The organism is Mycoplasma testudinis ATCC 43263, from assembly GCF_000687795.1.
Classification (GTDB): Bacteria; Bacillota_I; Bacilli_A; order Mycoplasmatales; family Mycoplasmoidaceae; genus Mycoplasmoides; species Mycoplasmoides testudinis.
Genome location: NZ_JHXT01000016.1, coordinates 22680 through 36155, shown reverse-complemented (window position 1 = coordinate 36155; position 13476 = coordinate 22680). Strand labels below are relative to the sequence as shown.

The 13476-nt window shown below is 30.5% G+C and carries 12 protein-coding genes; 2 read left to right on the top strand and 10 right to left on the bottom strand.

The window, feature by feature from the left end; genetic code table 4:
• Positions 1-420 precede the first annotated feature (420 nt).
• The 8 genes from T384_RS0104400 to T384_RS0104360 all read right to left on the bottom strand — a co-directional run bounded on the left by T384_RS0104400 (position 421) and on the right by T384_RS0104360 (position 11077).
• Positions 421-2190, bottom strand: a complete 1770-nt coding sequence (locus tag T384_RS0104400) for a lipoprotein 17-related variable surface protein (protein ID WP_027119998.1) — start codon at positions 2188-2190, stop codon at positions 421-423.
• A 14-nt stretch (positions 2191-2204) separates the two neighbouring features.
• Complete coding sequence (locus T384_RS0104395; protein ID WP_027119997.1) at positions 2205-2705, bottom strand: hypothetical protein; 501 nt, start codon at positions 2703-2705, stop codon at positions 2205-2207.
• 519 nt (positions 2706-3224) lie between these two features.
• A complete protein-coding gene (locus T384_RS07575) occupies positions 3225-3884 on the bottom strand; it encodes an MBL fold metallo-hydrolase (RefSeq protein ID WP_052663551.1) in 660 nt (219 codons plus the stop codon).
• A 156-nt stretch (positions 3885-4040) separates the two neighbouring features.
• Positions 4041-5990 carry a P68 family surface lipoprotein gene (locus tag T384_RS0104385; RefSeq protein ID WP_052663549.1) on the bottom strand — a complete coding sequence of 650 codons (1950 nt, stop codon included), beginning with the start codon at positions 5988-5990 and terminating at the stop codon, positions 4041-4043.
• 110 nt (positions 5991-6100) lie between these two features.
• Entirely contained in the window at positions 6101-6937 is an 837-nt protein-coding gene (locus T384_RS0104375) for an ABC transporter permease subunit (protein ID WP_036499198.1), read from the bottom strand.
• Complete coding sequence (locus T384_RS06550) at positions 6930-7991, bottom strand: sugar ABC transporter permease (RefSeq protein ID WP_052663547.1); 1062 nt, start codon at positions 7989-7991, stop codon at positions 6930-6932. Before T384_RS06550 ends, T384_RS0104375 begins: the two co-directional genes overlap by 8 nt.
• Entirely contained in the window at positions 7991-9196 is a 1206-nt protein-coding gene (locus T384_RS07465; RefSeq protein WP_027119994.1) for an ABC transporter ATP-binding protein, read from the bottom strand. Before T384_RS07465 ends, T384_RS06550 begins: the two co-directional genes overlap by 1 nt.
• A 270-nt stretch (positions 9197-9466) precedes the next feature.
• Positions 9467-11077 carry a hypothetical protein gene (locus T384_RS0104360; protein ID WP_027119993.1) on the bottom strand — a complete coding sequence of 537 codons (1611 nt, stop codon included), beginning with the start codon at positions 11075-11077 and terminating at the stop codon, positions 9467-9469.
• A gap of 224 nt (positions 11078-11301) precedes the next feature.
• Between T384_RS0104360 and T384_RS0104355 the strand changes: the two genes are divergently transcribed.
• Together T384_RS0104355 and T384_RS0104350 are read left to right on the top strand one after the other, a co-directional pair.
• Positions 11302-11937 carry a copper homeostasis protein CutC gene (locus T384_RS0104355; RefSeq protein WP_036499195.1) on the top strand — a complete coding sequence of 212 codons (636 nt, stop codon included), beginning with the start codon at positions 11302-11304 and terminating at the stop codon, positions 11935-11937.
• A 1-nt stretch (position 11938) separates the two neighbouring features.
• Positions 11939-12352, top strand: coding sequence for an HIT family protein (locus tag T384_RS0104350; RefSeq protein WP_036499193.1), 414 nt, complete (start codon positions 11939-11941; stop codon positions 12350-12352).
• An 11-nt stretch (positions 12353-12363) separates the two neighbouring features.
• Here T384_RS0104350 and T384_RS0104345 read toward each other — a convergent pair whose 3' ends face one another.
• Together T384_RS0104345 and T384_RS0104340 are read right to left on the bottom strand one after the other, a co-directional pair.
• Positions 12364-13056: a DUF5453 family protein gene (locus tag T384_RS0104345; RefSeq protein WP_027119990.1), complete on the bottom strand. Its 693-nt coding sequence runs from the start codon at positions 13054-13056 to the stop codon at positions 12364-12366.
• 20 nt (positions 13057-13076) lie between these two features.
• Positions 13077-13475, bottom strand: a complete 399-nt coding sequence (locus tag T384_RS0104340; protein ID WP_027119989.1) for a DUF1948 domain-containing protein — start codon at positions 13473-13475, stop codon at positions 13077-13079.
• Position 13476: the final 1 nt, after the last annotated feature.

The following is a 13476-nucleotide window of genomic DNA, read 5'->3' as shown; positions in this document are numbered from 1 at the left end:
TCTAGTTTTGTTAATAATAAAGCAATTCTAAAAATTGTTTATTTAGGCATCATGAATTACGAACGCGACGATAGGCAAATGAAAGTTCGTAATTGGCAAAGTATAATTCAGCAACTCGAAATTCTATTTGATATAGATTTGCAACCAGAATAAATACAAACACTTAATTTATTGTTCAATCTTGACCAAGAGTCAAAGATTTGCGCGTTTAAATAATGATAAAAACGGAAAATTGCGAAAGCGTTTCCGTTTTTTAGTATACTTTTAATAACACGATGTCAATGGTTTCAAAGAAATCTAGACATTAACACACTTAAATCATTACTTCCAAAAAGACATTGAAAGTTTCTTTTCACGTTGAAAAAATGTCTGAAATTTTTGACATTGGGAAAATCGCCGTGTAAAAAGTAATCATGTTTTTTAATTAGTTTTTGAAAAATCTGTTCATTTGGTAGAATATGTCAGACCAGTATTCATAACGTAACTGTTTTCTGTATCTGCTGATGATTTACTGTCAAAATTAAAATTAATCAATGTTCCATCTTTAGCTAAAATTTGAAAAGTTTCACTATTAGCATCAATAATTTTATTACGAAGTGAAAAATTTAATGATATAAATTTATCTCCTGTATCGCTATCAATTGGAATGCTATTATGCGGCTTTCCTTGATCGTCATAATATGTATAAGTACCAACGATCGTCATAAAAGGATTTAAAAATATGTTAAAATTTTTAGATATTATAGCGTTGTTTTTGTCTAAAGTTGGAAGAAGTCTTTCTATTCAAGAAATAGAGTCATAATATTGTTTTGACGTATTTTTATTTCCATAAATTGGCCCAGACCGATAACTACCACCAGACGGATAACTACCATATAAATTACCATTATTAAAGATAATTTGGTAAGTTTTATCGTAATCCGTTTTAGAATTTGTAAATATCTGGAAGTCATCTTTTCAATTGCTGTTTTCCTTTACATAATTGGCATAATTTTGCTCAGATTCTTTTGCTGCTGCGACTAATTGTTTGGGAGTTGCTAACCCTTTAATAGTTACTGTTTTTGAATTTGCCGAAGTTAATGGACTTCCATTTACCAAAATTCCAACTGTTGCATTAATGGTTCCGTTACTGTTATTAAAATCTGAACTATTAACATTTACTTTAAGTGTATATTTTGTAGTGCTGGAACTTTCTGGTAATGTTATGCTATTTTGTTTAATAAAATTAGTAAGAGAACTAGAATCCTGGTTTTGCATAAATGCAAAATTTTCTGGAATATAGTCTTTATCTTCAGACGTTAATGTAATATCGTCTGGTAAAGATTTTAAAGCATTTGTGATTTCATTTTGAGTAGTACTAAAATTTGAAACAGATATAGTTGCAGATACATTTAAGTCCGAAATATTTTGACTTTTTGCTGTGATTGTAAAATCTACAGTTCCTTGTGCATCATTTGGTTTTGATTCTGTAATTGAAAAATCTAATCCATTCATAATAGAAGGAATATATAATTTGTCATTTGTCGACAAAATTTTGTTGAAATTTTCAATAGTGGAAAAATTTGCTGGAGTTACAAGAGATGGAATTTTTTGAGAAAAATCGCTCGAAGTAATTGCAGTCTTTTTCAATTTTGTGAAATATTCTTGAGTGGCAGATTTAACTTTGTCATAATTAGCGAACCCGCCAATATTAAATTGTATACCAGCTTCTGCAATATCTGTTGTGGCATCGCCATCGGTTTTAAAAAACACATTTATTCCATCACGATTTTCACTTAATGCCATCTTAATGGTTAGGCCACCACTGGAGTCACTAACCGAACCTGGAACAACACTGAAATTAAATTGATATGCTTTGGATGTTGCAAATAGTGGAGGTATGATTGAATCTGTATTCACCAACATACTATTAAATTTAGAACCCAATTCGTTAGACGAAGAAGTAACTTGGAATTTAGTCTGTATTTCGCTAGGTAACTTATCACTATCTAATGCAACGAAATTCGATTTCGGAATACTATTATAATAACTTGCAATTTGAGTTTTATCTTGATTGGACAGATCTACTTGGGATTTAGAACCTGTTTCGGGTGTTTGACTATTTCCACAAGCAGCAGCGATTGTTGCGATTGGTAAGGTTGCAGCAAACGATATGCCGACAAATCATTTATTTTTGTTATTTTTTTTCATGTTTTAGTCCAAACCTATCTATTTCTATTTCTTCGATTTATGTTGTTTTGATTCTCTCGATAAATTAAAAATCTAATCAGTGAATATAAAGATGCAGATAATTCGTTAGAATAAGATTTGTTTAAAAGCAATAGTAAATCTTTGAACGGAATGTGTGGCTCACCTTCGTTCTCGGGCCGCCAATCGACTGTTCTAGCAAAACGATTTTCGGGCACTTCATCATCGTTTTCTAAAAAATAATGACGATATTCTTCTACCTCACCTATCGGCAACGTAAATATGTCTTCACCAATCAAATTTGATATTGTTCTTAAATTTCTTAACTTTCGAAAAGCATAAATCCCGCTTCTTACTGACGCACGATGATGGTCTAATTCTTCTATGCCTCCTTGAATATGGCCTAAATGTCGAATGATTATTCTGTTAAACAATCAGTCATAAAATTCACGTTTAATGTTGCTATTGAATTCTGTATTTGGAATTTCAAATTTTTTCAAAGCTTGCAGTGCACTCATATCAAATCCTTTTGAAAAACGTTAAAAAAAATAATAATATCAAACAAACTTAAAACAATAAAGTTAAAAACTATTATGTTAATATACTATCTGATTAGTTATTATGTTTTTTTTTTTTTTGTCAAGCGAATCCTGACGTAGCGGAAATTATTTACTGATAAAATTTAACAAGTAAGCTCACGTCAAAATCAGTCTTCTTTGCACTCCTTGGAAGATGTTATCGGTTGGAAATAAAATGAAAAAAGGCCAATTTTATTAATTTATCTAAAGCAATATCAAATCTGAAAGCATCCAGGAATCTTATGAGAAGACATGTTTAAATTTTATGTTTATTCAATTATAACTTCCGGTTTTTAAAACTTTATCTTATGAAATGGTTCGTCAAAGTTTCTTTAACTTGACTCGATGGGCCTGCTGTTTTATACCTGTTAAAGGAGGCATTACAGGAAAATAAATTATTCAAGCAACCTATCGTCTTAACGATGATAGGTTTTTTTAAATCTTAGATGAATACGCCTCTTAACGATTAAAGTAAGGGGCTACATCATTATTGATATTTTCAAGTTCATCTACTAGTGTTCATTCTTCATGGCCTGGAAAGACTCACATTTTTTTGTGTTTGAATTGATCAACAAAAATTTTAATACTATGTTGCATTTGTTTTGAATCTGAATATGGGAAATCAGTTCGACCAATATCAACATCAAAAATATGATCGCCTGTAAAAACATACTTATCAGTATAATAACTGCTACTTCCGGGAGTATGACCAGGTGTATGCAAAACTTTTAATTCAAATCAATTTCCAATGGTTGGCAAAGACTTATTAAAAGTAATAACATTAGAATCATCAAGTTGACCTAATTGATCAAAATGATATGTTTCAATTTTTTTTGAAAGTTTATAGTCAGATTCATGAACATAAATTGGTGCTTTAAATTCTTTTGCTAATTGTTTTGCACTCCATGTATGATCATTATGTCCATGGGTAATTAAGATCCCATTAACAGTTAAACCACGTTGCTTTAAAAAGACACTAATCTTGTCACCATTAAAACTTGGATCAATAATAATTGTCGTATTATTGCGTAATAAAATATAACTATTATTAATTATTCTGGAATCAATAAAAACATACAAATCAGAAAAAATCTCGCCTTCGTGATAGTTTATTTTCATAGTTTAATGCCCTTATATACTTATTTATATTTTAATGCTTAATTTGTTTTAATAACTTATTAAAGTAATTATAAGAAATTAAACTAACCAAAAAACATAAAAAAGGTCACACCTAGTGTGACCTTTGAAGAATCAATAAGCAATTAAAAAAGCTTTTTAGTTGATATCTCCATTCGCTAATTTAGTTAATTGCCCAAGAGCATCTTGACCGTTAATTGGGGAGGGATTTTTAAGAGTGTAATTAAGCATATCAGAACTGATTTTATCAATCATGTCTTGAGATGTTGCATCAATTGCATAATTTAATAATTCCGTATTTTGATTAGTATTAAAATGTAACATGGATTGTAAAGAAACAATCGCAGATCGTAAATAATTTCGTTGGGTATATGCTGCTTTATATTCAACAGAATCAGTTTGATTTTTTGCTTGTAACTCATCAATCATTTTAGTTAAATCAGCATATTGTGTTGTTAACTTCGTATATTCATCAGAAGTAACATTAGTTTTCAAAGGAAGTACATATCCAGAGTGATTAATTAAATATTGAGAAACCGATATTTCTTTACTAGTGCCATCTACCATCTTGTCAGTTACATTTCCTGTATACAATCATTCTAAAAATTTAATTGTTGCTTTATCGCGCTTGCCACCATTATCAGTTGTTAATGCAACTAAACTTGATCCACCATCTAGGTATGATTCATTATTATTGTTGGCAAAACTTTTCATAACTTGGGGGCCGTAATAAACATCAGGAAAACTAGTATATTTATCTTTCAAAGGATCATTAGTTTTTCCAAAATTTTTTGGATTCATTGTTGGACTGTTCATTGATTGTTCAACTCCAACAGCAGCAACATAACCAAATGCAGCATTATATTCTCTAAAGTCTCATGACAATCATGTTCCAGGATTAGCTGAATTAGCATTAGTCATATATTGTGTACTATTATAAGTTACTGGTGCTGTACCAGCTGGTGCTTCTGGAACAACAACATTTGTTTGGTCATGATCACTAACATAAGTATCTCAAGTTCCGGTGAAGTCTTTTTGCAATTTATTATCTTTTGTAAAGTCGTAATTAATTATTGATTGGGGTTGGTTAGTGTTAGCGGTTGCTGAGGATGCTGTAGATTTAAGTGACCACAAAAACTTGCCACCGCCAATCTTATTGGAAATTGATTTAGCTAAAGTATTTTCTTGATAATCAATTCCAAAAATCTTTATATCAGAACTTTTAGCAGTAAGTTTACTAGGATCTAAATGAGTGTGATCAAAAACATCTTTAGCAAATTGCATTGAACTTTGTGTATTAGCAAAAGTTTGGGCATTAACATTAATATCCTTAAATGCAGTTGGCGAATTAGCCACTAATGCATTAAATGCAGAATCCTTTGGAATTGAACTCCCTGACGTGCTTGCTTTTTTAGCTGCTTGATAAAGCAAAATACCATTTGTAGTTGTTGCTGGATCGTCAGTTGCGGCTCCGGTGCTACCTAATTGGTCGACCACCATATTATGGTCAACTTGTCCACCATTATTTTCAATTAACTCAAACAGTTTTCACATAATATCTAAATTGAAGCCTAATGCATCTGTGTCTGTCACATCAAATGGAATATTATAAAGTTTTTTGGAATCTAAACTTTGTCCAGAAAGTTGATTATATTTAGTGACTAGTTTATCTAAGAAGAGATTGCTTTTAATCGAAGAATTATCTAAGTTTAATAATTTGCCATATTGGTTGACAAGGAAAGCTCCTCCTTGGTTGTTTAAAATAATATTTGGAAGAACATTTCCTGGGGTATTAATATCTGCTACAACATTAGCAGCAAGTTTTGCTTCTGATCCCGCTTTAGTGACTTCATTAGGTTGAAACTCTACCGGTAAAAAATCAAGCGAATTTTTTTGTTGATCATTATAAAGTGGTGCCAACGTAATAAGTGCCTTAGTAAGCGGATATACTGCTCCTTGAGCTGATTGAAAAATAATTTTCTGGGCATCAGACGGATTTTGTGTACCACATGCTGAAGCAATTGTGGCTACAGAAAACAATCCTAACCCTGAAATAGCAAACAACGATTTTTTAAACTTTCTCTTCATTAAAAACTCCTTTTATGAGAAATGAGGAATTAACCTCAAAAATTTAATCAGGCCTTATCATACACCATTTTCGATAGTTTGTGTTCAATTATTCATTTTTTTGTTACGAATTAAACGTTACGAGATATTCCCCGATTAATTCAATATGAAAAAATTAAGTAAATACCTAAAGGAATAATTAAAGAAATAAATGATCCTGCAGCTTGTAAGTTTTGTAGACTTGCTAAACCTGAAGTTCCACCTTCGGCGCCACTACCCTGTCGTAAAAATCAAATAGTGATATTTTCTAAAGCGGTTCCTGACAGAAGAAAATTTGGCCATAAATAATCGTTCCAACTTTGAATTGCTGTAAATACCACCAATAAAAAGAAAGGCATTTTTAAAACTGGTAAATAAACGTACACGAATTGTTGGTATCAGCGTAATTTATCAATCTTCATAATACGACTTTTAGAAGCGGAAACAGATTGAATGGATTTATACACATAAATCATAATAAAAAACGAAAAGATACTATTTGACGCTAAACTGAATATTAATGAAGTCGTCGTGGCGTTGATTTGAAAAAGCAAAACCCGTAAGGCTATATAAATTGTGATTTCAGGAACAATACTGACAAACAAAAATAAGCCAAAAACAATCTTTCTAGTTATTTTACCAACTTTGTTTAATCCAAATCCAGCTAATGTATAGACTACTAATCTAATCACAATCAGACTAACCAATACAGACGCCGTTAAGGCAAGTGCAGAATTGAGTTCGGGTCCAATAATAGTTTGATAATTATTATTGATTGAATCAGGGACAAAGCTAACTACACCACGCGATAAAAATTCCGTGCTAGTTAAACTAACAACTATTAAATAATATAACGGAAATAATGTGAGAATTAAAATCACAATAGTTAAGATATATTTAAGTAATTCCAAAACAATTCTTTTAATCATTATTTGTGACTCCTTTCTTCATCAAAACAGTTGGTCGGTCCAAAACCAAACGATTTATTTTTCCAAATAAAGCATAGTATTTCAATAAATTTTTTCAGCGCACTAATCAAACTAAAAATAAAACAAAAACAATATATGAAAAGAAAATTAATGAAGCCGCATAAGCTAATTGAAAATTGATTCGAATCGAATTTCCAGTTGGGACAAAAAACTGGTAAATAAAACTAGTAATTGTTTGTCCATTAATACTACTCAAGTCCGAGAAATCAACGAATGCGGGCGGATAAATTAATGCTGCAAAAATAAAATTTGTATAAATCACGTTGGCAAATGAACGCTTCAATTCAAACCAGTAAATAAATAAAAATTTCTCTTTAACTTTTAATTTATCAATTTTAAAACTTTTTAAGTATTTCAAATTAGCTTTATTTATTGCAAAATGAAAGATTACAACATTAAACGGAAATGATCTTCACATCTGGAAAATAAAATAAACCCATAAAATTGAACGGCTATTTTCACCAGCCCCAAAACTAATTCCAAGATTTAACAAATTTGACATAGCATTTTTTTGCCCAAAAAGAAATGTAAATGAAATCCCAATTGCAAAAGATGAAATAAAAAATTGTGAATATAAGCTAGTAATAAAAAAATTCTTACTAAATTTAGAAAACATTGAGGAAATTAACATTGCAAAAAACAAACCAAAGATGATTGAAATCGGCGTCGTTAAAAACATGACAAAAGAAGTATTATCTATGGCATTTTTAAAGCCGGTTGTTTTTACTAAATCTGTAAAATTTTTTATTCCAGTTTCCGTGATTAGCCGTGTATTTGAAAAAGGGAAAAAAGTAAATGAACCCTTAAAGGTTTCAATAATTGGAATAATTGAAAAAAGAATAATCAAAAAAATCAGTGGGATTAAAAATAATAATCCGATTCAATTTTCCTTTCAATAATTTAAAAAATTATTCAAACGGTTTTTACAAAATCTTGCAAGATATTCAAGTCAACTTGATTTCTTTTTTTTAATGTCTTCATTAACTTTTAACATTATTTAAAAACCCGATAACCTTCAGAATCAAAATGCAGCAAATCAGATTCGTTATATTCAATAGTAACTTTATTGGTAACATTAAACTGATTTGAAGTATTCACAATCATTATTTTTCTTTTTAATCGATTCACAAAAACCTCGTAAACAAATAAATCACCAAGAAGTTTTTTATCTAGAATTAAATCTTGTGAATTTTGATCTGTAAAGATTTTGATTTTGTTATTTCGAATATAAGATTTACCATTTTCATTTTCGGAAATCAAAATAATTTCTGGCATTCCAATAAACTTTGCTACAAACTCATTTATTGGATTATTATAAAGATTTTCTGGAGTATCAAATTGAACTATTTTGCCTTGATTTAAAAGCATGATTTTATCACTAATGCGTAATGCGTCATTTTGATCATGAGTCACAAAAATAATGGATAAATTTAATTCTTTTTGAATATCAACTAATCAATCCCTTGTCGAATCTTTGATCTTGACATCTAAAGAAGCAAATGGTTCATCCATCAGAATAAACAAAGAATTTTTAATAATTGCTTTAGCAAATGCAACCCGTTGTTTTTGCCCGCCTGATAAATTTGATGCTTTTTGTTTAAGTAACTCGTGGATCTGCAATTTAGTTGAAACTTCGTTTAATTTTTGTTCAAATACTTTTTTAATTCGTGTTTGAAACATAAACTTAAATCAAAGCTTTTGGCGTTTAAATAATTTGAAATTTATTTTTCAAAACAAATGGCGATATTCATTTCATAATTTATTATCAAAATCAGCTGAACTTATTTTTTGAAGTAACTGATTTATTTTCTCATATAAAACATTTGTTTTTAAGATATCAACTGTTTCGAAAAATTGTTTAATTTTTTCCAATTTATTTTTAGCAACTCACCCCTTAGAATTAATCGCACTTAGATAAACATTTTTTGCAACTGAAATATTTTCGTAAAGAGTGCTTTCTTGTAAAATAAAACCAATATTGTTAGTTTTTGCATTGCCCTTTATATTTATTTTTCCAGAAGTCGGTTTTAAAAAACCGGCAATTAAATTTAATAAAGTGGTTTTTCCGCTACCAGAAGGACCTAAAATCGTGATAATTTGATTTTCAGGAATATCTAAGGAATCAATATGCAATAAAGGTTTTTTCTTATAAGAAAAACTAACATTTTCAAAATGGATTAAATTTTCAGAATTATTCATAGTTTGTGTATTATATAACGAAAACGAATATTCGTTTGAAAATGAAAACTTTTTTACATTAGTTTTTAGAACACTATGTTGAATTAATAATTTAAATGCTCAAAAAAAGATAATGAACATTAAAAGTTAAAGCAAAAAGATCAACTCTAGAAGTTCACTATCTAAAAGCGTTAGGAATTTTTCTTTTAAAGAACATCCCATTGTCTTTTATGTATGACAAATGGATCAATAATTTAAAGACTATTAAATAATTAATACTATTAAAGACGATTAGCGAATTATCATTGCTAAAGTACCATCGTGTTGACCGGTGCCATCTTTAAAATCAATTGCAAAATTTAAATTAAATCTGAAGGAATTTCCCTCTTTCACGATGTTACTAACGCTCTTATATGCAAAGTCAAATACGGGAATAAAATTAGTTTCATCGGGAGTTAAGGTTAAAGGCTGATCTAGATTTATATCAACTCTAGATTCAGAAGAACTTTCTCAAGAAAAAGAAACTTCGCTATAATCTGCTGAATTACTTACAATCCCATCCCCGTCAACATTAATTAAAAGAATACCGCGATGTTGGAAATAAACCTGATTAGCAAATTCCAGCATTTTCTTTTCGTCGTTATTAGCACTATTTCAATTAACAAACAGGCGTGAATTGGGATTAATATTCATTACAAAATTACTTGGATTTGGTGCCTTCATATTAGCTATGCTTTCAAGCCGGCCAGTCTTGCCAAGGAAACGACTCTGTTGAACAGAATCTCCACTTTCAGAGTTCACATTAAATAATTGAATTGTCAGATCTACAGAGTTATTAGACTCGATTTGTACGTTGGTAACAACTGGCTCAAATTGAAACCCACTATATGTGCTGTAATCTTCTTGATTGGGTCCTTTTAAAAATGCAAGGCCTTCAGTTACCTTTTGGTAACGTGGATTTTGAGCTATAAAAGCTTTTACATAGTTTTCTATTTGAGAAGGATAATATTCTGCAAAAATTGTTTGATCAATGCTTATTTGGTTAAGCACTACATAATCAGCATATTCATCAACAGAAGGGAAAACTATATCTGTAATTTTAGAGTTTTCACGAATAATGACATTATCATCATTAAACTGAAATTTAAATTGAGTTTTGTCAGCAGATAAAGTAATACCAACAGGCTTTATATTACGTACCACTCCAGGGTTTCCTTCTTCTTGTAAAGAAACAGTATTAATATATTTGTTAACGTCTTCATTATTCCAATCTACAAAACTTTTGCTTGTTTGTTTGCTTTTAAAAAATTCGTTGATATTTCATGCAATATTTCGGACTGAAACTGTATAGGTTTTTGGTGTAGGTACAACTGAAGGTTCTGGTTTTCAATCACCAAAAACAAATACTGTGGACATAGAATCAGCAGTTTCAGTAGCGCGCATTACGGTCACAACTAAGTTTAAAGAGTTGCCATTTACTTTAAAGTCTTTATAACTTAGTGTGAATTGGCTCAAGTCTAATTCTGTTTGATTATCACCAAAAACTGTAAAATCGTTTTCTTTGGGGGAAAAAGTATTATTAAAGTCATTTTTAAACTCATTAAACGTAAATTCGCTAGCCCTGTTAAAGCGAACTTGTTTAATTAAAGCGGCAGCTTCTTGAGCGCTTTGTTTGGGTTCTGAAGGGTCTACAATTGGCGTTCCTGGTTTTCCAGGATTCGTATCAATTTTATCTTCATCCTTTGGTTGGGGGTTTGCTGGTTCTGGCTTTACTGGTAGCTCATCTTTCTTTTGTAATCCCGAATCATCAGCATGTGAACATGCTGAAATAATAATTGGAGATACTGCTAATGCAGTTAAAGGAAATAAAAGATATTTTAACTTTTTTGCTTTTTTGGTCATATTAAATACTTTCTATACATTAAAGTAATTATATATACAAATCACGCATTTTAAAATGATTTAGAGCCAACAATAACAGAAAAATAAAAAACTTATCCAGTTTAAAAAATTAGATTAGCACTTATGTGGTGTAAGACTTTTAATGTTTTTCACGTCCAAATTAAAAATTCTTAATAAAAACAAGTAAAATATCTGCGATATATATTTAATTAAGGAAGATTAAAATGGCTATTATTTTAGAAGCTGCAGTTAACAATTTACGTCAAGCCTTAGCTGCCCAAGCTAAAGGAGCAAACCGAATTGAATTGTGTACAAATCTTGCTGAAGGTGGAACCACACCGAGCTATGGATCAATCAAGAAAGCAAAACAATTATTAAAAATTCCAATGATTGTAATGATTCGGGTACATGGAAACAATGAATTTATTTTCACTCCAGAAGAAATTGCAGCAATGATTGAAAACATTAAAATCTGTAAACAATTAAAAGTTGCAGGAGTTGCTATTTCTTGTTTAACACCTGATAAAAAAGTAGATATTAAAACCGTTAAAAAATTACTTAAACATTGTGAAGGATTGGAAACTCATTTCTTAATGGGATTTGATCAAATCGAAAACAAATTTGAAGCGATAGATCAACTTGCTAAACTTGGAATCAACCGGATTTTAACAAAAGGTGGAATAAAACCTAATGCGGTTGATAATATGGATAGTTTGAAAGAAATAGTTGCTTACGCAAAAAACAAAATAGATATTGTTATTGGTGGAAAAGTTACTAAAGACAACTATAAACTCATCAAAGAAAAAACAAAGGCTACACAATTTCACGGTCGAGAAATCGTTGGACCAATAGGAGAATAGAATGTTGCAACAAGACGACTGCATTTTTTGTAAAATCGTAAAAAAAGAAATTCCAGCAATGATCATTGGTGAAACTGACCAAGCGTTAGCCTTTTTGGATGTTAATCCAACCGCAGACGGGCATACAATTGTTATTCCCAAAGAACACTACCGGAATTTGTCAATCACCCCGTGACCCATTTTAGATGAAGTGATGCATTTAACATCAGCAACGGCAACTAAATTAATGAAATCGCAATTGGACCCCTGGGGAATAAATTATCTATCTAACGAAGGAAATGTCGCCGGTCAAGAAGTCTTTCACTTTCATTTTCACGTAATCCCAAAATATGCTCAAGGTGAAGGATTTGGGTTTAATACAAAAAAAGTGAACCTGCAAAAAATTGAGCAAGTTCACAAAATGTTAGATCATTAAAAAATATTTAACTAAATACTTGACAGACCTGCACTAGGAATAGGCGGGTCTTTTTTATTGTTAGTTGTATCTTCATCAGTTCGTGAAGATCGAGATGATTTGTCTTCACCAAGATCAACAATTACAGGCTTATCGTCACTATCAATTTTTTTCATTATTTTGTTTACTGAAGCAACATTTTCGACTTCTTCTTTTAGACGTTTTTCACGCAACAACAATTCAACATCAATTTTTAAGCGAGCGTATTTCACAAACCCAAGTCCAGTCACTCCAATAATACAAGCACATGCGAAACTAGCCCACATTAAGTCTCTTAAAACAACTAAAGCATTAGCAACCAAAGCAGGTCCTTGCTGTGTATTGAGTTGCTCAGAAACTGTTGATACATTTAAAACTCCGGCTATAGTCAATACAATAAGGACGATAATTTCAACGGCGAAAATAGCAAAACCGGTAATATAAAATTTAGTGTATTTTTTATTAAAGTGGAATTTTTTATATGGATAATCAGCAAGGAAATATTTCAAATCGAGATAATACAAAAAGATACTTAAAATAATTCCGATGAATGGAGCTGCAAAAATTGCATAGAGGCTAACTCCTCGAGATAACAAATCTCATACAGCAAAATTTATTCCTGTAGCAATTACAAGTAATAAATTTGCAACTAAAACATTATAGTGAGTACGTCAATTTCTTTTCATATGATTATTAGAATTCTAGGTTATTTAATTATTTTGTCAATTAAAGCGTGTAACATTTTTTTAAGCTTAGGATCACCATATTTATCCATCGTAATTAATGATTGGTCAATTAAAACAGCTTTTGGTGTTTGGTGCGCCAAAGATTCAGCATAAACTTCATGTAAAATAGCCTTTAAAACAAGATCTAGTTGTTCGTAAGATCATTTTGAGTTTTTGGTATAAGTTTTAATTAAGTTCACAACCGTATCTAAATTAACGGCAAATGTAGCTACAATTTTTAATTGCCATGGTTCAGTATTTTCAAAAGCCTTAAATTCATTAACAATCGTGTCATAGTCAATCTCTTCACGACATAAACAAGCAAAGATGTATTCAAAAACAGCAACGCGTTTGGCTCAAATTTGTTTGTTATTATTCATT